Raw genomic sequence first — 23,992 nt, forward strand, 5'->3', positions numbered from 1 at the left:
TACCTTGGGTATTGTAACACTTCCGTCCATGAGTATTATGAATGTCGCATTCTTTTTCCATTTGAGTGCGGCCTTTACCGCTTCGTCAACAGATGAAAAAGGCGTAATATTTGCCGATCTTATTATCTCTGGATCTAGGTCGGTGACCGCCCAGATATCAGCCCATGTAGCGATCTCCGCCATCTTTGCCGCTTTGTGATATCCTAGTTTGTATTCTGTATCAAGATTGTTCAATACATGTTTCGGATCCTTCGATGTGGACAATTGCTTCAGGAATGTAGAATGACCTATACCTTCCCTGCACTTTGACACCATTATGATCTTGCCGCCCTCTTTGAGAGCCCATTTTCCATTATCCAATGCCTTTTGTGACTGGTAAAGATCTACATCCATTGGATATGGTGCAACCGAAATGACAACATCCGCCTTTTCTGGAATGGGTACGCAGAACACATCTTGGGCCCACTCAACGGCCTGATCGAATGCGGGGTTTAAATCTCCGGATGCGACCTTGTAAATGTGCTGATGTCTATCCAACACCATCTGGATCGAGAATATTGCCTTCCCCTTGATCACTTCGAGTGCATCCATCATATCTTCGTGAACGGGATTGCCTTTAAGAACCAATGATTGTGCCGACTTATTCATAGCAAGCTTATGATTCGCCTCGATGGTCTCATAAGAAGCGACTCCTGGAAGGAAAGATTTCCTTCCACCGGTGAATCCTGCGAAGTAATGAGGTTCAACACTGGTTATTATGACCAGACGGTCAGCCTCGACCGCGATCTTATTGACGTTCATGGGAGTGCCGTTCTTTGACTGCCCCAGATATATGCACTCGGATTTCTTTGCGTCATGCGCTATTATACGGTCCTTGAGCTCTGGATACAAAGACCCAAAAACGAAGTCGTACTCCTCTTCGGTCATGTCTCTGTGAGTTCCCGTGGCCACGAGATATCTGGCCTTTTTGAGGTCCATCCTCTTGGAAAGTGCCTGAAGCACCTTTGCTGTAGGCGTAGGACGGGTCCCATCGTTGACGATGAACACAATATCCTTTCCGCCCTCGAGAAAACTCGTAAGTGAATCGTATCCAATAGGACTATCGATAGATCTGTTGATCACATCATCAGCATTACCGCACTTGACATCCTTGGGATAGAATGTACCGATATAGGCTTCATCGGGAATCTCTGTCCTTTGAACACAATCCTTTCCGTATTTCACGTCTACAATCATTGAGACCAAACACTGAATTACGCGACCGTATTAAAGCATATTTGCGCGTGATAGGAAATAGTATTTGAACAGCAATCACATTCAAAGGAACAATGGTCTCTCTGAAAGATGTGGGTGAACGGACGCTTATCAGCAACATCAAGAAGATCATAAGACCTGCACCACAGATCGGACCCGGAGATGATGCGGCAGTAGTGAATATAACCGATAAGGTCGTAATTACGACAGATACTGTCACCATTGAGAGACACAAACCTCAGAACATGACGTGGGAACAGTTCGGATGGACGGCCGCCGCGGTCAATCTCAGCGACATAGCCAGTATGGGAGCCAGACCAGTAGGGATACTTGCTGCACTGGTATTGCCTGAAGACATGGACGAGAACGACCTTTATGACATCATGAGCGGAATGGATCAATGCGCCGAATTCTGCGATACATACATAGTGGGCGGCGATACCAAATTCGGACATGGATCCGTAACAGGTACCGCTATCGGAACCCTTGATGGAAGAGCGCCCCTGATAAGGTCCGGAGCAAAACCAGGAGATATGATCGCTGTGACCGGAAATCTGGGATCTGCCGCTGCCGGATTCTATGCGATAGAGAACGACATCGATGACGAGGAAACAACCTTTGCCCTGCTTGTGCCTGTTCCCAGAGTGGATGAAGGGATGATGATGTCAAAATCTGGTGCGGTAACCTCGTGCATGGATCTTTCAGACGGCCTTGCAGAAGCAGCCAGAGCTATATGCTCGGCTAGCCATGTAGGGATGGAGATACAGATGGAATTTCTCCCGGTACTACCTAACGTGGACGATATAGCATCCCAACTTCAAATGGACAGAAAGGACCTTATCCTATACTGGGGTGGGGACTACGAACTCCTGTTCACATTCAAAAAGGAAAAAATAACCGATCTTTACAAAGCCGGCCTCGCCTTCTCCATCATAGGAATGGTAACCAACGAGGATGGCCCGTACATATTGGAAGATGGCAAAAGGACAATGATGAAAAATGGCCAATATTAACCCAAGCATCGAGGCCAAATACTACCACCGCGACGGAGACATATATGTCTGTGACCTGTGCCCCCATAGGTGCAGGATACCTGTAGGCGGTCTGGGAAAATGCAATGCTAGGAAAGGCGAAGAGAATTTCCTTTCCGCTTACAGTTACGGCAGAGTATCTTCGATATGTGTAGACCCAGTTGAGAAAAAACCACTTTACCACTTCTATCCTGGAAGCATGGTCTTTTCCATCGGAGGGATCGGATGCAACATGTCCTGTAAAAATTGTCAGAACTATGCGATATCACTCTCTCCCACCGGGAAAAAACGCACAACATACGAAGACCCAGAAGAGATAGTAGCACTCTGCAGAAAAGAAAAGATGGACGCTATTGCGTTCACATACAACGAACCCATGATCTGGTACGAATATATACTGGACATAATGAGGTGCGACCCAGATCTCAAATGCATTATCGTAAGTAACGGGTTAGTGAACGAAGAACCCCTCAGAGACCTTTGTAAAGTAAGCGATGCTATGAATATCGATATCAAAGGCTTCACCGATGAATTCTATATGAAGATCTGCGGAGCACATTTGGAAGATGTGCTAAGATCTGTCAAAATAATATTCGAGGAAAAGGTCCATGTAGAATTGACCTATCTTGTGATACCGGGCCTTAATGACTCAAACAAAGAAGTAGAAAAATTCTGTATCTGGGTAAGGGATAATCTATCACCAAATGTACCTGTGCATTTCACAAGATTCCATCCCGACTTCGAGATGCTAGATATACCGATCACACCGATAGAAACGGTATTGGAATGTCAGAATATCGCAGAGAACTGCGGATTGAATTATGCTTATGTCGGCAATGTAATTACAGATGATGCTTCTGACACTTATTGTCCGGAATGTGGAACTGCTGTGATAAAGCGCATAGGCTACTTGGTGAACATTGTAGCACTGGACGGCATGAGATGCTCCTGCTGTAAGACCAAACTTCCCATCATACGCTGACCAAGAATAGCGGATTTCCTACCAATACTAGTATGACCGCCACCAATGTCAAAGGTATCATAAATGGCACCATAGGCGTCACCCATATCCTTGTATGCCCTGCATTCTCCAAACGATCGTATATGTCCTTTGGGTCGTCTGGCACATCACATTTTGCCAACTCTCCGTTTTCAAAATCATACATAGGCCAAACGTGAGAATTTCTTGCCTCTCCGATGTCCATCATATAACCAATTGCCATGCCTTTGCCCTTATCCCCCCTCAAAGAATTCAAAACAAGATAATAGACGCAAAGAAGGACCACTAAGAAAGCTCCGATGAAAAGAGAGGAGATCGCGAATGTGAATATGTCACTCAACAAATTTCCGGGAACGGATATGACAGGTAAAAAGAACATACTGGGATATATGGGAAACAACATTGCCAGGCAGATCAAACATTTTGTATCGGCACCTCCCTGAAGTATGCCAAAAATGTACATCCCTGCGAAGACGATATAACTCAAAGGTACGGAAACCCATGCCACAAGATACGGATTGCCTAAACCGTACATATTATACAAAGGCAAGATGAATAATATCGCCATGATGAAATAAAAGGGTACCAACAATTTATCAGAATCCACAAAAAGATCGATCAATATCATGAATGAACCTATAGCCAGACAAATATATTCCCACCTAAGTTCATCCTCAATTATACACATGATCGTAAAGCCAATTATTCCGGCAGAACCCAGTATCATCCAATGTTCATCGGATACTTCACGTTCTTTCCAATCACTTATGCTTGCTGATACCATCACAACAAGCATTACTGCAAAAAGAACAAAAAATATCCAATCCGTTTCCATGTCTCTCCCCTACCCATCAATACCATTTTATGTTAAAATGGCTTGCCCGTAGACCAATGAGGTCAAAGAGGGCAATTATCGCACTTTCCATTATGGCTCTTCTTGCCACAATAGTAGTGTGCCCTATCGCTACTGCTGACGCTACTGACGAAAGTGATGTAAGCCTCATAAGTACAAGTGAGAAATTTGAGATAGAGTCCTCGTACACATACGTTCTTTATGTAATCGTAGCAAACAATCTGGAGTACCAAGAGGATCCTAGTTTATCCAATCAACGTTGGATATCGATCACTATCGAATCCGTGGACAATGTGACTGGTGTATCCAGTGAGAATAATTTCATACTTGCAGGGCAGGAAACAAAGGAGCTGACGATCACCCTCACAGCCGATAGATATTCATCCTCGGGTACATTCGATCTTGTTATATCGCTTCAGATACAGTCCCTTGATTCGGACGACACTACAATAGTATACAATGAATATACATTCCAGATGACTGTATCCTCATCCCTGGACGACGGAGAGAGTTATAACAAGATCATAGGTATATTCGTCAATCCTTTTCCAAGTCCCTTTAACAGCCCTCTCGCGACCGCTGTGATATCCTTCTTCATCGCATTGATTATCGGAATGATAATAATAATGATAGTCGCACCTATTTTGATGAAGATCATCTTCCACGGCTACACAAAAGAGGAAAGGAAGAAGTACAGAAGAAGTCTCGAGAAATTCCTATCTCTCATCGCAATACTATATTCAATAGATCTTTCATTGGCCATATACGGAGCGCCAGTCGATGTAATATCGACCTTCAAAACTTGGAGCTACGTGCTATACATATGCCTAGGGGCGACAATAGCCTGGAATCTGTACAAGGCATTCATAACATACACATTGACCAGGATCCACAATGAGATCGTACTTGGTGATGTGGATGACCTATATCCCGACGAACCCAGCGATCTTGAGCCGCTATTCCATCTGATAGGAAAGATCATAATATCCCTAGTTGCCGTCGCAGCGATATTAACGAGTTTTGGATTCGACATGGCAGCTGTCATAACAAGCGCCGGATTGGTCACCCTTGGAATCACATGGGGTGCACAGAGTGTTCTGAACCAGTTCTTCAGCGGAATCGTATTACTGACAACACGTCCATTCAAAACGGGTGATCTGGTACAAGTCGGGACCAGCGAAAAAACTTACAAGGTCAAGAAGGTCAGTGTCATGAACACGACCTTCGAGAACTGGGCCAATGAGGATGTGATCATCATGCCCAACAACTCGGTCGCATCATCTGCGATAACGAATCTGACCGGCAAAAGCCTGGTCTACAAGATACACGTCTTCATGACCGTTGCATACGGAACAGACCTGGACAAAGCCAAACAGATAATGTTGGACATCGGAAGAACCCACGCGGAAGTCATCATCGATGGTTCGGTAGAACTCCCCTACGTAAGAGTGACCGCATTCCAAGATTCCTCCATACAGATAAGATTGACCGTCTATGTCAAAGATTATAACAACTACTCCAAAGTCGGGGCTGAACTTGGTGAAGAGATCTACAAGAAATTCATGGCAGAGGGCATAAACATACCCTACCCACAAATGGACGTCCATGTAGACTATGTACACAACGACGGATAAACCCCTTCTCAGACATTTTTGTTTATAATCTTCGTTTATTGTTTTCGAAGAGATGCTCACGCTTAATAAGAGTTTATATAGTATAATTTGGGTTATCCGCAACAGATTTACGAAAAACGAAAATCTGACGAAGTACGGTGACAAAAATGATAGACAACCTTGACAAACACATCCTGGAGATCATGAAGAAGGACTCCAGGTGCCCGTTCGTAGAGATAGCCAGCCAATTAGGTGTATCCGAAGGGACGGTAAGAAGCAGGGTACACAGGATGACAGAAGAAGGTATAATCCGCGGATTTACCATTAAAACAAGCTCGAAGAATGTCAAAGCACTTGTAGAGATAAGGATTGACGTCAACACAGACACCGAAGCTATTGCAAAAGAACTTGCTGGGTATGAAGGCGTTACTGAAGTATTCGAAGTCACCGGAGATCAAGATATAATCGCCATAGTTGATGTGGAGTCATCCCAGAACCTTAATGAGATAATAGAAAGGGTCCGCCGTTATGACAATATATTGAGTACTCGTACTCGTCTTATCCTCAAAGAACATTTCGGAGATAGTTAAGATGTTCAAAGGCACGTCGACCGCGATCATCACCCCGTTCTCCAAGAACGGATCTGTAGATGAGGACAGTCTCAGAAGATTGGTGGATTTCCAGGAAGAGAATGGAGTGAACACACTAGTACCCTGCGGATCAACAGGAGAATCAGCTACACTTTCCCACGAAGAACACGTGCATGTAATCCAGATCGTGATGGACCAGGTCAAAAGAGCAAAGGTCCTAGCAGGAGCAGGCAGCAATTGTACGTCTGAAGCAGTTATGCTGAGCAGAAGAGCAGAGGACCTAGGGGCTGATGGCATATTGTCCATATCACCTTACTACGTCAAGCCCACGCAAGAAGGCATATACCAACACTACAAGACAATAGCCGAAGCGATTGACATACCTCTTGTACCTTACAATGTACCTGGAAGAACGGGATCCAACATCGACGCGGACACCACGTTGAGATTGGCGAACATAGATAACATCATTGCAATAAAGGAAGCAAGCGGTAATCTTTCGCAAATCGAAAAGATTATTAGGAACAGACCCGAAGGTTTCGAGGTCCTTAGCGGTGACGATGCACTAACCTACACCCTTATGTGTAAGGGGGCCGACGGGGTTATCTCCGTTGCGTCGAATTGCTGCCCAGATAAGGTCTCCAATATGGTAAATCTGCTCATGGAAGACAAGAAAGCAGAAGGCGAAGCGATAGACAAATATCTGCATCCTCTTTTCGTTGCACTATTCGTAGAATCGAATCCGATACCTATAAAATACATAATGGAAAGACTCGGATATGGGAACGGATGCCCACGTCTTCCTCTTCTTCCCATATCGGAAGAAGCAAAGAAGAAGATAGACCCTGTCTTGAAACAAATGGGTCTCTGAGTTGATAAAATGATAAATGTCGTCGTAGGGGGCGCGACAGGCAAATTGGGAAGCCTGGTCTGCGAACTGATTATTGGATCCGAAGATATGAACCTCTCCGGTACTATCGTCTCGGCCTCTGGTGGAAACATAGGTAAAGAACTGTACCCCGGTATCATAGCTAGAGGGCCTGATTCTCTCAAAGAACTGCTCAAGGATGCTGATGTTTATGTGGACCTAACCACACCCTCGGCAGCATCCAAGATACTCGTGGATATCCCGAATACGGGGGCTAACATCGTCCTCGGAACCACTGCTGTGCCAAAGGATATCATCGACGAGATGTCTGCTAATGTTGCCAAAAACAACACCTCGGCACTCATCTCAGCTAATTTCGCCGTCGGAGTGAACGTATTCTGGAAGATGTGCGAGATCATGGCAACATATCTCGATGATTACGACATCGAGGTTATAGAAGCGCACCACAGCGCCAAAAAGGATGCCCCCTCAGGTACCGCTATGGAAGCAGTAAAAAGACTCCAGGCGGCAACCGGCATTGAGAAGACAGTATGCGGGAGGGAAGGTGTCACCGGTCCGAGACAAAAAGAGATCGGTATCCACTCCATCCGTGCCGGTGACATCATCGGTGACCATACGGTGATCTTCGCAAAGAACATGGAGCGCTTGGAACTGACACATAAGGCCATATCTCGCGAGGCTTTGGCGAGAGGATGTGTCACATCGATAAGATGGATGGCCTACAAGAAGGACGGAAAGGTCCACAGCATGAACGAGGTGTTAGACCTATGATCACAGTCATGAAATTCGGAGGCACAAGCGTAGGGTCTCCAGAAGCATTGAAGAGAGTTGCAAGTATAATAATCAACAGCGAAGGCCAAAAAGTGGTTGTAGCATCAGCGATGTCTGGTGTGACCAATTTCCTTGTGAGTGCCGCTGAAACAGCAAACGAGAAGGAAAAAGAAAAGGTAATTGATGATTTCAATGAGAAACATCTAGATGCCGCCAAGAAACTCTTCAACGAAGAGCAACTGGCTGCGTTCATGAAAGAATACAATATCAGGTTCGATAAGTTCAGGAAACTGATCATGAACAAGAAGGCAGCAGAGGACCCCTTCTACAAGGATAATGTATCCTCTCAGGGAGAAAGGTTCTCCACCCTCATACTTGCACATGTGTTGAAATCCATGGGACAAAAGGCAATCGCAATGACCTCCGAAGATTGCGGCATAAGCGCGGAAGGAAGGCCTTTGAACGGAAGCGCCATGTTGAGCAAAACGGAAACGCTGATGACCATGAAGCTCAAACCTGTCGTCGAAAACAACATAATACCCGTGATCACCGGGTTCTATGGAATAAACGATGAGGGGAAGGTCCTGACCTTCGGAAGAGGTGGCTCAGATTATTCCGCTGCGGTGGTAGCAAATGGTCTCAATGCAGATATGCTTGAGATCTGGACAGATGTGAACGGTTTCATGTCAGCAGACCCAAGGGTGATACCCGATGCGGTAAGCATTGACGAAATGAACTACGCAGAAGCTGCAGAACTGGCATATTTTGGCGCCAAGGTGCTCCACCCCAGAACGATAGAGCCTGTTAGGATGAAGCATATCCCTCTCAAGGTGAAGAACTCGTTCAAACCTGAAGACCCGGGAACACTGATACATCATCTAAAGAAAAAGACAGACGAAATGCTGAAAAGCGTGGCTGTAAAAACAGACCTATCCATCATATCGATAAGTTCCGCAGAGATAGCATACAGGCCAAAAATGGTCGCTAGGATCATCGAGAAGATGTCCGAGAACGACGTAATCATCTATTCAATATCAACATCACTTTCCACAGTAGCGTTCCTGATACACAACAACGATGTCAAGATGACAATGATGAAGTTGAACACACTGGAACCAGGTGACATTGAGAGAATAGAAGTGAAGAGCGATGTTGCACTGGTTTGCGCCGTTGGGGACGACCTGCTATCAAGATGTGGAGTATCTGGAGATATCTTTACTGCTGTGAAAGAAGCAAGGGCGAACGTCGAGATGATATCCGAAGGGGCATCTGATGTTTCACTCAACTTCGTGGTTCCGATGTTCAGAGTGACAGAAGTAATCAAGATACTCCACAAGAAATTCGTAGGTGAAAACATATGAGGGATTTCGAAGGAAAGAGCGGAATCATGATGTTCGGCGGAATGCCAGTAACAGAAATCGCTGATAAGTTCGGCACGCCAGTATACGTCACCGACGAACAGATGCTCAGAGAGAACTATAGGAATCTATACGGTGCATTCTCGAAATACATGAACACCAAGATACATTATGCCTGCAAGGCTAACACCAGTTTGGCCATACTAAGCATATTGAATCAAGAAGGCTGTGGCATTGATGCGGTGTCTGTAGGAGAGGTTATGACCTGCATCAAAGCAGGAATTCCCCCTGAGCGCATAATGTACACTGGTGTAAACGTAAGTAACGCCGAACTCAAAGCCGTAACCGACATGGGTGTGATGATAAACGTCGATTCCAGATCTGAATTGGAAAGACTGTCGAAGATCAACAAAAACCTCCCCATCTCATTCCGTGTGACCCCGGGGGTTGGCTCTGGACACAGTGATAAGGTCATAACAGGCAAAAAAGGCTCCAAATTCGGAATACCCAAGGAAGAGGTCATACAAACATACCTCAGAGCAAAGGAACTTGGATTCAATATCAAAGGCATACATGCACACATCGGCTCCGGAGGACAATCGGTAGAACCCTTCATGGAAATGATGGATGTGCTTACCGATACCGTGAACGAACTGAAGGAGAACGGCATAGAACTGGAGTTCATAGACATGGGCGGAGGCATCGGCGTCCCCTATAGAATGAATGAGGAAGAGATGGACCTCGATGAACTGGCCATGAATGTGACCGATATCATAACCGAGAACACCGATATCAAGACGATCATCCTAGAGCCCGGAAGATACATCATATGTGATTCCACCATACTTCTAACAAGGTGTGTCGACGTCAAGGATGCGGGGACCAAGAAATACATCGGCGTGGACGCTGGCTTCAACACGCTCATCCGTCCGGCAATGTATGATTCCTATCACTACGTCGCCATAGGGAACAGATTCGGAAAAGCGGCGACCGATAAATACGATATCGCCGGGCCCATATGCGAATCTGGGGACTTCCTTGCACATGACAGGGCACTGCCTACACCCGAGGAAGGAGATGTCGTTGTCGTGTACAATGCGGGAGCGTATGGATTCACCATGTCAAGCAACTATAATTCGAGACCTCTCTGTGCAGAAGTGCTGGTAAACAACGGCAAGGCGGATCTCATACGCGAAAAGGAGACCGTCGAAGAACAGTGGAGACACCAGATTATACCCAAGAGGCTCATAAAATGATCTTCTGGAAATACCATGGCATCGGCAATGACTTCATCTTATTGGACGGCTCCAAAGGAGACCTGAGTATAGATACGGAATTCTGCAAGAAGTATTGCGACCGCAACTTCGGCATTGGGGCAGACGGAGTGCTCTATCTCCTACCAGGGGAAGGGACCGACATAACCATGAGGATAATCAACGCCGACGGTTCCGAAGCAGAGATGTGCGGCAACGGCATCAGATGCATAGCCAAACATGCATACGATTTCAACATAGTGAAAAAAGAAGAATTCACCATCCATACACTCGCCGGAAACATGAAGGCGAAGCTTAACATAGAGAATGGAAAGGTCTCTACGGTGCAGATAGACATGGGCGCCCCCATACTGGATGCGAAAAAGGTCCCGATCAATGCAGATGGAAGGTTCCTAGATCAACCGTTCCAAGCAGATGGCATAAGATTCAAAGCAAATGCCGTATCCATGGGAAATCCCCATTTCATAACATTCTCGGACCTTTCCAACGAGCAGGTCAGAAGATTGGGACCCATCATAGAATGCCATCCATTCTTTCCCAAGAAGACCAACGTCGAATTCTGCAAGATAAAGGATGGAAAAATATACATCACCGTATATGAGAGGGGTGCGGCATGGACCCTGGCCTGCGGGACAGGGGCGTGTGCCACAACAACCGCTGCAGCGATCAATGGATTGGTGCCTTTCAATGTGCCGATCGATGTTCACCTACCCGGAGGATGGCTAAAGATAACGGTCGACAAGGACCTTACTTATGTACTCATGGAAGGGCCAGCAGAACTAGTTTACGAAGGAAAACTCAATTAAGTGATATCATGACCAAATTCGAACAATCGGAAAGACTCCAAAAATTACCGCCTTATCTGTTCGTAAGGCTGGAAGAACTCACTGCTTCCAAGAAGAAAGAGGGATGGGACCTCATCGATTTCGGCATAGGGGACCCTGATCTTCCAACGCCAGAACCTATCGTCGATGCATTGAAAAAGGCCGTAGAGATCAATTCCAATCAAAAGTATTCGTCATCCCAAGGAGAAAAAGACCTTAGAGTGGCAGTGGCCAAATGGTACAAGAAAAGATTCGATCTGGATATCGATCCTGATAAGAATGTTTGCATAACCATAGGTTCTAAAGAAGCGATATTCAACATATCTCAGGCATTCGTGAACTGCGGTGAAACAATAATCGCTCCAAGCCCCGGATACCCAGTTTACTCTGGAGCTTCGACCCTGTTCAATGAAGCCAAATGCGTTCTGGTACCTCTAAAGGCGGAGAACAACTGGCTCCTTGATATGAATGAATGCCCCAAAGGGGCGAGGATGTTGTATATCAACTATCCGAACAATCCCACCGGAGCGACATGCGACAAGAAATACCTGAAAAATGTGTATGACTGGTGCGAGAAGAACAAGACCATCCTTTGCTACGATAACGCCTACTCGGAAATGTGCTATGACGGTTACAAGGCCCCCTCGATACTTGAGATCGGCCCTGATGCCATAGAATTCGGATCGTTCTCCAAGACATTCAATATGACCGGATGGAGACTCGGATACGCCGTCGGTCATCCAGACCTCATCGCGGGATTGAAGAAATGCAAAGGACAGATCGATTCAGGAGCGCCCATATTCATACAGAAGGCCGCCATCGCAGCACTTGAGATGTATGGACCAAATGGAGAGATCCCTCAAGTCGTCCAGAACAGCATGAAGGAATATGCACTCAGAAGGAAGGTGCTCGTGGACGGTCTGAGAGAACTAGGGTACGAAGTTACCATGCCCAAAGGGACCTTCTATATCTGGTTCGACTGTGGAATGCCCTCGTTCGATTTCACAGCAAAGATGGTGGACCTCGGCATCGTCGTAACACCTGGATCCGGATTCGGTGAATCTGCGGAAGGATACATCAGGATGACCGTGACCGAACCTGTCGAAAGGATCAAAGAAGCACTCGCCAGAATGAAGAGAGGCAGTTATCTTTAAACTTGAAGGGGGAATTCCCCCTGAAACCACTTAAAAAAGATCTTTTTTATTAAAATTCTACGATGACTCACTTGTAAGAATCGATATGTGACTGAATGGATGCGACCAATTTCCCTATGTGTATCCCGTCCACAAAAGAATGGTGTACCTGCACTGAGAACGGCATCACCGTTCTTCCGTTCTTTTCATAGTATTTTCCCCAATCGAACATGGGGACCGCATTATCCTTCTTACCTGAATCTGTATGAGATATGTGAGTGTAAGACACCCAAGGCATCGATGAAAAAACAAATACATCGTTACTAGGCGACCCAGTGAAATATTCCTTCTGATCCTTTATAACATCCGACGCCGCAGATATGTATTCGCACATAGAATCATGCATTGGGACCTTTATCACCTTGAATAGGTCTTCGCCGTCCTCGATGTATGTGAACATCGTTCCTATCCTTTCATAAAGAACGACCTTTCCATCCAAAAACCGATATCTGAACTCTTCGATCCCATTTGCACATTCAGCGACCGTGTGAACGAACGCCAGCGTGAATGAGATGTCCCTTCTTCTGACCATTTGGAGGAAATCTGTTATATCGAGATCTAATGTCACACAGTATTGAGGTTGAACACAGTCCCTGAACGCGGCACAGTGTTGAGAGCGTTTCCAATTCTTTGTATCGATCTCGATATATTTTGACGTGCTTATATCAATCATCTGCCTTGAAGACCTTTTTGGACTGCTTCAACGCTTCTATCACAGGCATGGGCTCTCTCAGAAGGAATGCCTCGAGCGCCCCTCCCCCTGTACTCAGATAGGACATCCTGTCTGCATAGTCGAACTTCTCAGCCGCCCCTGCGGTGTGTCCTCCTCCAATGACAGAAAGCCCCTTGCTATTGACCATGGCCTCCATCAATGCCCTTGTACCAACCTCGAAACCGGGTTTCTCGAACATTCCTGCAGGACCTGACATGAAAGAGGTCTGAGATGATTCGATGACCTTCTGGAACTTCTCGATGGATTGATCTCCTATGTCCAAAGCAGGTTCGGGAGTTGGCATGTCACCTATGTTGACGGATACACGCTTTCCGTTCCTTTCGACCGCCACATCCACAGGCAGCAAGATATGAGAACCGTATTTGGAAATGACCGCTCTGGCAGTATTGATGTTCTCGGGAGTGAGCTCTTCCTTCAAAATGGCACTACTGGCCTCACCGATATCCACCCCCCTGGCATATAAGAATGCGTTACCGGCCAGACCGACTATGATCACCGTGTCGGCCATATCATGCTCCATCACCACATCGATCATATGCGGCACATCACCGAACTTGGCCCCTCCAAGAATGAATACTGAGGGACGACGAGGGTTATTGAATATGGATTGAAGGGCATAGAGTTCTCTGGCCATCAATCTTCCAGATGCAGAGGGGACCTTTATCTGGAATCCAACAAGGGAACATTGGGAACGGTGGGCGGCTCCGAAAGCATCACACACATAGTAATCGATCAAAGGCGTCAACTCTCTTACGATCTCGCCCTCGGCATGGACATACATGTCCAACTCCTCGCTCTCTGAGTCTATCTCCCTGACATTCCCCAAAAGAAGGACCTGTCCGGGTTCCAATGCTTTGATCGCCTTCTTGGCCTCATCGCCGATGACATCATTGACGTATTTCACCGGTATATTGAGATTTCTCGAAAGCTTCTTTGCGTGCTGCTCCAGGCCTATGCAATCCCACTTTCCTTTCCTTGATTGGTGTGCCAGGATCACGAGTTTGGCCCTTTTGCCAATAAGTTCCCTGACCGTAGGGACTATCGACCTTATCCTGACATCGTTTATTATCTCCAATTTATCCTTCGATATGGGGCAATTGATATCCACCCTCAAAAGGACGGTCTTGTCCTTGAAATCAAAGTCATCGAGCGTGTAAAAGTCGTGTTGCGTGTTCATCACCCTTTGTTGGGGATGTGCATGGAATCATTGGTCTTCTTTACAGACCTCGCCACATCCTCATCCAACTTGCACATTGATCTTATACAATCTACATTCTCTGGAACAACATCGGATTCCTGATGGACGCCCTGATAGTAGTAGAGCTTGTTGCCGACCACCTTGACACCGTCCTCCCAGATCACGATCTCATACATGTCGGACCTGTCCCTGCCGATATCTCTTGCCATCTCCATGACCTCTGCTGTGGTCTTTATCCCGTCCTTGCTCTTGACCATCCTGACCCTGGGAGAGGACCTGAAGACGTTCAGTACCTCTTCTGTGGTCGTCTCTCTGGAAAGCTCAACGACGACGGTATGCATATGCATCAGAGTTGTGGATGCCTTCACTGCCATGGTGTTTATGTTGAGCCACGGCATTATGCTCTGCACATCCGGACCATGATGGGTGGGAAGCTTGACCGAGGGCTCCAATCCGTTGATGGGGCCGGTGACACTGTCTCCAGGATCGGCCGCTCTTCTGACGATCGTAACGTAAATGTTCTTGATCTTGAATTCCTTGTCTATCGGGAAAAGGGTCCTGAGAAGACCTGTTGTATTGCAAGAGACGACACGCGAGAACTGGGCGCCCCATGATTCACTGTAATTGGCAGTGGAATTGAACGATATGCCTGTAAGCCCGTGGTCCTCGCCTCCCTGGAATATTCCTTTGATTCCAGCTGCGGCATACTCCGCCTTATACTGTTCACCAAAATCACCTGGTGTACAGTCCACCATGATATCGATCCTATCGTAAAGGTCTTTGATGGTTCCAGCATATTTCACATTAGCTTTATTGAATGCATCAACGCTCGTTTCTGGAATGTAAACATCGAACCCTTTCTCTATGGCCATCAGTGTCTCGAAGTTGGGCCTTGTCTTGGTGACCCCCACGACCTCCATGTCCTTCTGGAGACTGACCGCTGTGGCAACTCTTTTTCCAATGGTTCCGTATCCGTTAATCCCGACCTTTACTTTCGCCATATAGTTTCCCTGCATAGGTCAAATGGTCTACCCATAAAATAATCTTACGTGACTCGCACGCGACAAATTATTAACGGAACAGCCAATACTACCCCGAGGATTCCAAATGAAAGGATCTAGAGCACTGCTGAAAATGCTGGAGGACAGAGATGTAGAATACGTCTTCGGATATCCCGGAGCCACCGTCATTCCTATCTATGACGAGATCATAGATTCGTCCGTAAGGCATGTACTCGTCAGACACGAGCAGTGCGCCGCGCACATGGCAGATGCCTATGCCAGGGCCTGTGGGATACCTGGTGTCTGTCTATCCACCAGCGGTCCTGGTGTCACCAACCTTATAACCGGTGTCGCCACCGCATATGCAGATTCGTCGCCTATCATAGCCTTGACCGGACAGGTCGGAACTGGATCGCTGGGACTCGGTGCCTTCCAAGAGATAGATGCATACAGTCTGATGATGCCAGTCACAAAACATAACTATCGTGTTCTGAGCCCAGAGAAGCTACCGCATATACTCGCAGAAGCCTGGGACATATGCCAGACAGGCAGACCTGGACCTGTCCACATAGATCTTCCCGTCGATCAGCTTAATGCTGAGCTGGATGAGAGATTGCTTACCGAGGAATATGGCATCAAACCCATAAGGACGGATGTCTCTGAATTGGGTCAGGCCGTCAAATGGATCCGTGAAGCGAGACAACCGGTCATGATGGTCGGGGGCGGTGCCATAACCGGAAATGCCAGTAAAGAGGTCATAAGACTTGCTGAATTGACGAATATACCTGTTGTCACACCGATGATGGGGATAGGCATCATTCCATGGGACCATCCGCTTAACATGGGGCCGCTGGGAATGCATGGCAGGATGCCGGCGCTCGATGCATTCAGCCATGCGGACCTGATCATCGCCATAGGGACAAGATTCTCTGACAGGACATACAGTCCACACACGGCCCCAGGTGAAAAATGCAGGGTCATCCACATCGATATAGATGCCACCGAGTTCGGCAAGCACAACCGTGAGTCCGTCAACCTTCTATGCGATGCAAAGAAAGGGACACAGTTGCTTATCGACGCATTGAGCGGATACTCGGACCAACACACGACCTGGGACAGGACCGTGGAAGAATACAGGAAGCGCTGCTGCTGCAATTGCAACCTCGACGCTGATCCCATAAATCCGAGAAGGGTCATGTACGAGATAAACAAGCTCATCGACGACGATATGATCATAACAACGGATGTCGGACAGAACCAGATGTGGGCGATGCATCATCTCCACATAAAGAACCCAAGACAGTTCATTTCTTCTGGAAGCATGGGCACAATGGGATTCGGACTTCCTTCCGCACTCGGAGCGAAGGCCGCAAAACCGGAAAAGAATGTCATGACGATAGTCGGGGACGGAGGACTCCAGATGGTCATACAGGAACTTGCCACATCGGTCGCAGAGGATTTCCCCGTCGTCATATGCCTGTTGAACAACGGATGGTTGGGGATGGTCAGACAGCATCAGAAATTCTTCTGGAACAAACGCTACAGCGGTGTCGAACTTGATGCAGACCCAGACTTCTGTATGATAGCGAAGGCGTACGGTGCCAAAGGCATACGCGTCGAAAAACCGGGAGAGATCGGCGATGCCCTTAAAGAGGCATTGGACTGCGGAAAGACATGTCTTGTCGATATACCTACGGACTGTGAGGCCGATATAACCCCGATGATCCCTGGAAACAGATCGGCCAACATCATCAAGGGTGACTGCTCTTACTAAATCACTTAACGGGACGGTCGATGACCGTCCCATTTACCTTTTTCTTCTGTAATACTTTTAATGGATGACGTTAATCCGGTCTCAGAAGGTTCATTGTATGAAAGGATCAAGAGCACTGCTAAAAACGCTCGAGGACAGGAACGTCGAAACCATGTTCGGCTACCCGGGAGGAGTAGTCATCCCGATATACGACGAGATACTCGACTCCTCGATCAGGCACGTGCTTGTAAGGCACGAGCAGTGCGCCGCACACATGGCGGATGCCTATGCCAGGGCCTGCGGGATACCGGGTGTTTGCCTCGCCACCAGCGGTCCGGGGGCGACCAATCTCACAACTGGTATCGCCACCGCATATGCAGACTCCTCCCCGATGCTCGCCATAACAGGACAGGTGGGAACTGGCTCCCTCGGCCTTGGTGCCTTCCAAGAGGTCGATGCGTACAGCCTGATGATGCCTATCACAAAACACAACTTCCGTGTTCTGGACATCGACAAGATGCCGAACACCATAGCCGAAGCTTGGCAGATCTGCCAGACAGGCAGACCTGGACCCGTCCACATAGACATACCAGTGGATCAGGTCAATTCACAGATAGATGAGAGACTCATAAACGAGGCCGAACACAGCATCAAACCTCTAGCGACCGATATATCTGGACTCCAGGAAGCAGCAGATTGGATAAGAATGGCCAACCGGCCTGTGCTCATGATCGGAGGAGGAGTGATAACTGGTAACGCCTGTGCAGAGGTCCAGAAATTGGCAGAGATGACCAACACCCCCATCGTGACACCGATGATGGGAATAGGTGCTGTCCCTTCAAAACATCCCCTCAACATGGGACCCCTGGGTATGCATGGAAGGCTCAGCGCTCTCGAGGTCTTCAAGAATTCCGATCTCATAATCGCGATCGGCACCAAGTTCTCGGATAGGACATTCAGCGCTCATACGGATCCGGCAAGTTGCAAGGTCATACACATAGACATAGACGCGACCGAATTCAGCAAACATATCAACCATCCGTCCATCAATCTGCTTTGCGATGCAAAAATAGGAACACAGATGCTCATAGAAGCACTCGGTGGGTATACTGATAACCATGCTCAGTGGAACGCGAAGATCAGAGAGGCGAAGAAAAGATGTCCCTGTGATTTTGACTACGGATGCTCCCCTATTGTGCCCCAGAAGGTCATGCATGAACTCAACAAATTCCTGGACAAGGACATCATAGTTACTACCGACGTCGGACAGAACCAGATGTGGGCGATGCACTACCTTGACATAAGACGCCCGAGACAATTCATATCCTCAGGAAGTTTCGGAACGATGGGATTCGGATTGCCCTCGGCCATAGGTGCCAAGGCCGCAAAGCCCGAATCCAAGGTGGTCACCGTTACCGGAGATGGTGGACTTCTGATGGTCATACAGGAACTGGCCACATCTGTCGCCGAGGACCTGCCTGTCGTCATCTGCCTACTGAACAACGGATGGCTCGGAATGGTCAAGCAGTGGCAGAATCTGTTCTGGAATTCAAGATACAGCGAAACCAAGCTTGATGCCGACCCAGACTTCGTAAAGGTCGCCGAGGCATTTGGAGCCAGAGGCATACGTGTAGAAAGGCCAGGCGAGATCGCCGATGCGTTCAAACAGGCATTCGAATGTGACAGGACATGTCTCGTCGAGATCAAGATCGATCCCGAAGAGAATATAACTCCGATGCTGCCGCCGAATTCCCAGCTCCCAATAATCAAAGGCCGCTGCAGATTCTGACCGAACTACGGTAAATGACTCTTGGTTTCAGTGTAAGCAAGGCCTTGTACATGCGATATATTTTAGTGTGATAAGGAGTTGGGTCTACCAACACTAGGTGTAATTATGCACATTTACCACGATGCAGATGTGGACATCAATGTCCTCAAAGGCAAGAAGATCGCAGTCCTCGGATATGGGTCCCAGGGAAGGGCACAGGCCCTTTGCTTCCATGATTCCGGCCTCGACGTAACAGTCGGAGCAAGGAAAACAGGAAAATCTTGGAACATCATAAAAGAGGATGGACTCAAGGTCGCAGAGTTCGCAGATGCGGTCAAAGGCGCAGATGTTGTCATGATGCTTCTCCCCGACGAGATCCAGCCTGACATATACAAGGACTATGTAGCACCCAACCTTAAAAAGGGCGCAGCACTCGAATTCGCACACGGATTTGCTATCACGTACAAGCTCATCGTCCCCCCTAAGGATATCGATGTCGTCATGATGGCACCGAAATCCCCTGGAGCAATGGAAAGGGTCCAGTTCCTTGAGGGATTCGGAGTTCCAGCACTTGTCTGTGTCCACCAGGATGCAACCGGCAACGCGAAGAAGATCGCATTGGCATTGGCAAAAGGCCTGGGGGCCACACGTGCCGGTGTCTTCGAGACCACCTTCGACAACGAGACAAAGACCGATCTGTTCGGAGAACAGGCCGTTCTGTGCGGTGGACTGACCGCCATGATCGCAGCAGGCTTCAAAACCCTGGTCGATGCGGGTTACCCACCTGAGATGGCATATTTCGAAGTACTTCACGAAACAAAACTCATCACCGACCTGATCAACAAGGGCGGATTCATGGGAATGTGGGACGGCGTCTCGAACACAGCAGAGTACGGAGGAATGACGAGAAGGGACAGGGTAATAACACCTGAGTCCTACAAAGGCATGAAATCCATCCTCGGCGACATAGAGTCCGGTAAATTCAAGGACGACTGGCGCGCAGAGTGGCACGCAGGCCTTGTGAACCTCAAGAAGATGGAGTCTGACGAGAGCAAACTCCAGATAGAGGTAACCGGAAGAGAGATCAGACATCTCTTCGAGAGGAAGAAATAAACAATAACTGACCAGGTGATGTCGTGAACAATATCAGAATCCGTACAAGAAGCGGCGATTATGCCGCTGAACTCGACGATTCAGATATCTCCAACACCATCTGGTTATCCTTACCTTTTAGAGCCCAGATAAATATGCTGGGCAATCAGATCTATTTCGAGATGCCTCTGGATACCGATATAACCGGAGAGAAAAAGACCGTCTTCGAGATCGGAGACATCGCGTACTGGCCGAAAGCAAATGCACTCTGCATATTCTTTGGCCCTACACCTCTGAGCGGTGATGACGGCCTCCCTGTATCCAAGTACCCGCTGATAAAGATCGGAAAGATCACCAGCGATTGTTCTGACATGGAAGACTCTGGCGACAGACAGAAGATCACATTAGAACAATCATTCTGAATCAGACGATCGTGAGATCGTGATCGAAACTCGTGAGTCTTTCGGCTCCGTTCTTTTTTACCAGACACGTATCCTCTATCCTTATGCCGCCAATGCCTGGAAGATATATTCCGGGTTCTGCGGATATGACATTCCCTGAACGCAGGATCTGTTCTGATTTTGAATATATCGATATGTCCTGATGGACCTCCATGCCGATACCGTGTCCGAAGGTGTGGATGAACCTTCCATTGAACTCGCTTTCATCTATGATCTTTCTCGCGATTATATCCGCCGCGCTCGCATCGGCACCATCACGATATTCCAAGAACCCTGCCTGCTGAGCATCCTTGACCAGGATATAGGCACGTTTGAGGACGTCCGGAGGTTCTCCGAAGAAAACAGTACGTGTCATATCGGAACAATATCTTTCGTATTTGGTTCCGAAATCGAAAAGAGCCACGTCACCTTTAATCAATTTCCTGTCCGTGGGACTGTGATGCGGTTTGGACGCATTTTCTCCAAAGGCGGCGATCGTCTCGAACGCGTTGCCTTCTCCTCCGAGCTCCCTCATCCTGCTGTCGATGAAGAACCCCATGTCCTTCTCCGTCATACCCTCGCGAAGTGCGTCTGGAATCTCCCTGGCTACCTTGGATGATATTTCACATGCCCTCTTGGTGGCCTCGATCTCCCTCGCATCTTTCACTGCGACCGTGTCGGATATGCCCTTGCCGACATCCAATATCTCTACTTCGCCCGCTACTTTTTTTACGTACTGAACTGCCGCATATGTTGCGTTATGGTAGTTGAAACCGATCTTCTTTGAGTCGCCCAGTATGCTCTTGATGATGTTGTTCTTATCCTCGCGGGTCTTGTATACATGGACCTCACCTTTCCCGGCCCTAGCTGTCTCCTCCTCAAGGGATCCTGTTATGACGTGCAGGCCCCCGTTCTTGGTGACTATCGCGATCGACCCCTCAAAACATCCTGACATCTGCTCTGTGAGATACCAAAATGTAGAATCGAGAAAAGGTTCCCCATCATTGAGGATCACGACGGCATCGAGGCCGTCGCAGTTAGAAATAAGCCTCTCGGCCCTTGAACCGGACATAAAAAGAAGATGATAAAGGTTTGAGAAATAGGTTTGTATCAGATTCCGAACCATTCGCCTCTGACTATCCTTTTAAGCGCAGATATTGCGGATAAAGTGGCAAGGTGAGAGGTCTTGGGATTATCGGACTCAGGCACATTATAAGTGTGACATTCCATCTCCCCGAACTTCCCTTTGACCTTGAGATCGTGGGAATTGCTCTTTATCGCCGGGTCAAGAACCACGGTCACTTTCGTATCATCAAATCCGATACCAAGGAGACTGACCGTAGCGGCCACATTGACATTCTTGGGGAATATCCTTACTGCTTCCCTTGCAGGACCGGTATATATCACGGTCCTCTCGGTTATCGTATTGACATCGATGCCCTTGTCCATCAGATACTTGACATCCGCAAGCGACTTGGGGCCTTTCGTGGTTATCAGTTCTACGGATTCTATCTCGTCCACGGAGGCAGACCTCAACCCATCCGTACCGCAAAGGGCACCTGTCGGGATGTATATCTTCGCCCCGCTCACTTTTGCCCTGTCGAATACCATCTTTCTGAAATCATCATCGACCAGAGAACCAACTGACATTATCATCATGTCAACACCTCTGGCGATCACCATTGGAAGGATCTGTTTGGCGGCATCCTGTGTTGCAGCCTCGATAACAAGATCGCAATGATACAACTCTTCTTCGACAGAATTGATGACGACGGCCTTGTTCATGCTAGCCGCGACACTATCGGAAACGTCCTTGCGGATATCCATCAGGTATATCCTCCTGACCTCCTGCATCTGATCGGCGGCCCTAGCAAGCTTGGAACCGATGGAACCACATCCAATAATCGTTATGCGCATAAGCGGGGACACAGAATGCGTTATATTAAGAATTTGCGGGTTTGTCATACGAAAATCGTAATTAAATTGTAAATACCAACAATTTAACATCATATTTTCTTCGATTTATGGAACTCACATAGAAAGCCAAAGCTCCAAGAATAGATTATCTATGAATACACACTTCCGGATGATGTGAGAAGATACCAGGTCATGGACCATACGGCCGACCTAATGGTCAAGGCATACGGAAAGGATCTCGAGGAATGTTTCGCCAATGCGGGATATGCTCTCTTTGACCAGACAGTCGACCTTTCGACTGTGGATGTCGTCCAATCCATTCATTTCGAGATATCGAGTGAGGTCGTGGAGGACAGACTATATTCCTTCCTCTCCGAACTGTTGTTCATAGAGGACTGCGATAACCTGATACTCAAGGAATTCGAGGTCAAGTTCGAAGGAGAGAAGGTGATATGCGATGCCAAGGGAGAATTACTGGATCGTGACAAGCACCGTCTGAAATCGGAGATAAAGGCCGTTACTTACCACATGATGGCCATCGATCCCGATACGCCATCGGTCACCGTCATCTTCGACGTTTAACTTATAATAGTCCCACTACTTACAGAGGAAGGATATTCATGCTCAAACTAGGTTGGTTCTCCACAGGCAGAGGCCCGGGTTCCCGCAATCTTCTAAAGACCGTCATGGATAAGAAGAAGAATGGCGAACTTGATGTGGACATCTCTTTTGTATTTTGCAATTGGGATAATACTGAGGAACCCAATCCTAAGAAAGAACAGAGACAGATGTTCTTCGACATGGTGAGAGGATACAACATACCTCTGATCGCAGAATCATGGAAAAAATACAGACCTGACCTGTTGAAGACCGACGAGGTCGCTTGGAGGAACGAATATGGAAAGATCCTTAGGAAAAGGACCGAAGAATACGGATTCGACCTTGGCATACTAGCAGGATACATGCTTTGGATGGACGACGAGACATGCGACCGTTACGATATGCTCAACCTCCACCCGGCATTGCCTGATGGCCCGAAGGGGACATGGCAGGATGTCATCTGGCAGCTCATAAAGGAAAAAGCGGACAGACAGGGAATAATGTTACATATCTGTACCAAAGAATGGGACAGAGGAGATGCACTCACATATTGCGGGTTCTCGATAAGAGGCAGAGAATATGATACACTCTGGAAAAACATGGATGAAAAATTGAGAACGACTACCCTCGAAGAGATAATCAAGAATGAGGGTACCGACGAACCGCTGTTCAATAAGATAAGGGAGGAAGGCGCGAAACGCGAGCAACCTCTCATCGTCTCGACGATAAAACTCTTCGCAGACGGAAAAGTAACGATCAAGGACAAAAGACTATACCATAACGGTGTAAAACTTGATCATCCCTACGACCTCAGCAAAGAGGTAGACGAATCGATCTGAG

General features: G+C 47.6%; 22 protein-coding genes and 1 pseudogene. 16 read left to right on the forward strand and 7 right to left on the reverse strand.

Annotated elements, in window-relative coordinates:
- Positions 1-3: 3 nt before the first annotated feature.
- Positions 4-1,236: pseudogene (larA, locus tag KRP56_07230) on the reverse strand (nickel-dependent lactate racemase).
- A gap of 92 nt (positions 1,237-1,328) precedes the next feature.
- Between larA and thiL the strand changes: the two are divergent.
- Together thiL and amrS are read left to right on the forward strand one after the other, a co-directional pair.
- Positions 1,329-2,267, forward strand: coding sequence for a thiamine-phosphate kinase (gene thiL, locus KRP56_07235; protein UAL07590.1), 939 nt, complete (start codon positions 1,329-1,331; stop codon positions 2,265-2,267).
- Positions 2,254-3,267, forward strand: a complete 1,014-nt coding sequence (gene amrS, locus KRP56_07240; protein ID UAL07591.1) for an AmmeMemoRadiSam system radical SAM enzyme — start codon at positions 2,254-2,256, stop codon at positions 3,265-3,267. The genes thiL and amrS overlap by 14 nt, the downstream gene beginning before the upstream one ends.
- On the opposite strand, the gene KRP56_07245 is transcribed toward amrS, so the two are convergent.
- Positions 3,257-4,120, reverse strand: a complete 864-nt coding sequence (locus tag KRP56_07245; GenBank protein ID UAL07592.1) for a hypothetical protein — start codon at positions 4,118-4,120, stop codon at positions 3,257-3,259. The two genes, amrS and KRP56_07245, sit on opposite strands and share 11 nt — an antisense overlap.
- Positions 4,121-4,176: 56 nt before the next feature.
- Here KRP56_07245 and KRP56_07250 point away from each other — a divergent pair, with 56 nt between their 5' ends.
- The 8 genes from KRP56_07250 to KRP56_07285 all read left to right on the forward strand — a co-directional run bounded on the left by KRP56_07250 (position 4,177) and on the right by KRP56_07285 (position 12,611).
- On the forward strand, positions 4,177-5,772 hold the full coding sequence (locus KRP56_07250; protein UAL07593.1) for a mechanosensitive ion channel family protein: 1,596 nt from the start codon (positions 4,177-4,179) through the stop codon (positions 5,770-5,772).
- 146 nt (positions 5,773-5,918) lie between these two features.
- A complete protein-coding gene (locus KRP56_07255; GenBank protein UAL07594.1) occupies positions 5,919-6,341 on the forward strand; it encodes an Lrp/AsnC family transcriptional regulator in 423 nt (140 codons plus the stop codon).
- Position 6,342: 1 nt separating this feature from the next.
- On the forward strand, positions 6,343-7,212 hold the full coding sequence (gene dapA, locus KRP56_07260; protein ID UAL07595.1) for a 4-hydroxy-tetrahydrodipicolinate synthase: 870 nt from the start codon (positions 6,343-6,345) through the stop codon (positions 7,210-7,212).
- A 9-nt stretch (positions 7,213-7,221) separates the two neighbouring features.
- Positions 7,222-8,001 (forward strand): 4-hydroxy-tetrahydrodipicolinate reductase, encoded by a 780-nt coding sequence (gene dapB / locus KRP56_07265; GenBank protein ID UAL07596.1) that lies wholly within the window; start codon positions 7,222-7,224, stop codon positions 7,999-8,001.
- A complete protein-coding gene (locus KRP56_07270) occupies positions 7,998-9,362 on the forward strand; it encodes an aspartate kinase (protein ID UAL07597.1) in 1,365 nt (454 codons plus the stop codon). Before dapB ends, KRP56_07270 begins: the two co-directional genes overlap by 4 nt.
- Positions 9,359-10,615, forward strand: a complete 1,257-nt coding sequence (gene lysA / locus KRP56_07275; GenBank protein UAL07598.1) for a diaminopimelate decarboxylase — start codon at positions 9,359-9,361, stop codon at positions 10,613-10,615. Before KRP56_07270 ends, lysA begins: the two co-directional genes overlap by 4 nt.
- Positions 10,612-11,439, forward strand: a complete 828-nt coding sequence (gene dapF / locus KRP56_07280) for a diaminopimelate epimerase (protein UAL07599.1) — start codon at positions 10,612-10,614, stop codon at positions 11,437-11,439. Before lysA ends, dapF begins: the two co-directional genes overlap by 4 nt.
- 5 nt (positions 11,440-11,444) lie before the next feature.
- Positions 11,445-12,611: an aminotransferase class I/II-fold pyridoxal phosphate-dependent enzyme gene (locus KRP56_07285; protein UAL08506.1), complete on the forward strand. Its 1,167-nt coding sequence runs from the start codon at positions 11,445-11,447 to the stop codon at positions 12,609-12,611.
- A 67-nt stretch (positions 12,612-12,678) separates the two neighbouring features.
- On the opposite strand, the gene KRP56_07290 is transcribed toward KRP56_07285, so the two are convergent.
- From KRP56_07290 to KRP56_07300, 3 genes are read right to left on the reverse strand one after another with little or no spacing between them, the layout of a single operon-like run.
- The gene (locus KRP56_07290; protein UAL07600.1) at positions 12,679-13,323 is read right to left on the reverse strand and encodes a hypothetical protein; all 645 of its coding nucleotides are present in this window, start codon (positions 13,321-13,323) and stop codon (positions 12,679-12,681) included.
- Positions 13,316-14,560 carry a phosphoglycerate kinase gene (gene pgk / locus KRP56_07295; protein UAL07601.1) on the reverse strand — a complete coding sequence of 415 codons (1,245 nt, stop codon included), beginning with the start codon at positions 14,558-14,560 and terminating at the stop codon, positions 13,316-13,318. The genes KRP56_07290 and pgk overlap by 8 nt, the downstream gene beginning before the upstream one ends.
- Complete coding sequence (locus KRP56_07300; GenBank protein UAL07602.1) at positions 14,560-15,582, reverse strand: type II glyceraldehyde-3-phosphate dehydrogenase; 1,023 nt, start codon at positions 15,580-15,582, stop codon at positions 14,560-14,562. The genes pgk and KRP56_07300 overlap by 1 nt, the downstream gene beginning before the upstream one ends.
- A 106-nt stretch (positions 15,583-15,688) precedes the next feature.
- Between KRP56_07300 and ilvB (KRP56_07305) the strand changes: the two genes are divergently transcribed.
- From ilvB (KRP56_07305) to KRP56_07320, 4 genes are all read left to right on the forward strand, one after another.
- Positions 15,689-17,356: a biosynthetic-type acetolactate synthase large subunit gene (gene ilvB / locus KRP56_07305; GenBank protein UAL07603.1), complete on the forward strand. Its 1,668-nt coding sequence runs from the start codon at positions 15,689-15,691 to the stop codon at positions 17,354-17,356.
- A 97-nt stretch (positions 17,357-17,453) separates the two neighbouring features.
- Positions 17,454-19,124, forward strand: a complete 1,671-nt coding sequence (gene ilvB / locus KRP56_07310; GenBank protein ID UAL07604.1) for a biosynthetic-type acetolactate synthase large subunit — start codon at positions 17,454-17,456, stop codon at positions 19,122-19,124.
- A gap of 105 nt (positions 19,125-19,229) precedes the next feature.
- The gene (gene ilvC, locus KRP56_07315; GenBank protein UAL07605.1) at positions 19,230-20,216 is read left to right on the forward strand and encodes a ketol-acid reductoisomerase; all 987 of its coding nucleotides are present in this window, start codon (positions 19,230-19,232) and stop codon (positions 20,214-20,216) included.
- A 23-nt stretch (positions 20,217-20,239) separates the two neighbouring features.
- A complete protein-coding gene (locus tag KRP56_07320) occupies positions 20,240-20,617 on the forward strand; it encodes an AfsR family transcriptional regulator (protein UAL07606.1) in 378 nt (125 codons plus the stop codon).
- Between the two features lies 1 nt (position 20,618).
- Here KRP56_07320 and KRP56_07325 read toward each other — a convergent pair whose 3' ends face one another.
- Both KRP56_07325 and nadX read right to left on the reverse strand, forming a co-directional pair.
- A complete protein-coding gene (locus KRP56_07325) occupies positions 20,619-21,707 on the reverse strand; it encodes a Xaa-Pro peptidase family protein (GenBank protein ID UAL07607.1) in 1,089 nt (362 codons plus the stop codon).
- Between the two features lie 38 nt (positions 21,708-21,745).
- A complete protein-coding gene (gene nadX, locus KRP56_07330; GenBank protein UAL07608.1) occupies positions 21,746-22,552 on the reverse strand; it encodes an aspartate dehydrogenase in 807 nt (268 codons plus the stop codon).
- 174 nt (positions 22,553-22,726) lie between these two features.
- Between nadX and KRP56_07335 the strand changes: the two genes are divergently transcribed.
- Complete coding sequence (locus KRP56_07335; GenBank protein UAL07609.1) at positions 22,727-23,134, forward strand: archease; 408 nt, start codon at positions 22,727-22,729, stop codon at positions 23,132-23,134.
- Between the two features lie 38 nt (positions 23,135-23,172).
- Entirely contained in the window at positions 23,173-23,991 is an 819-nt protein-coding gene (locus KRP56_07340; protein ID UAL07610.1) for a phosphoribosylglycinamide formyltransferase, read from the forward strand.
- Position 23,992 lies beyond the last annotated feature (1 nt).

The sequence above is a fragment of the Candidatus Methanogranum gryphiswaldense genome (genome assembly GCA_019262145.1).
Classification (GTDB): Archaea; Thermoplasmatota; Thermoplasmata; order Methanomassiliicoccales; family Methanomethylophilaceae; genus Methanogranum; species Methanogranum gryphiswaldense.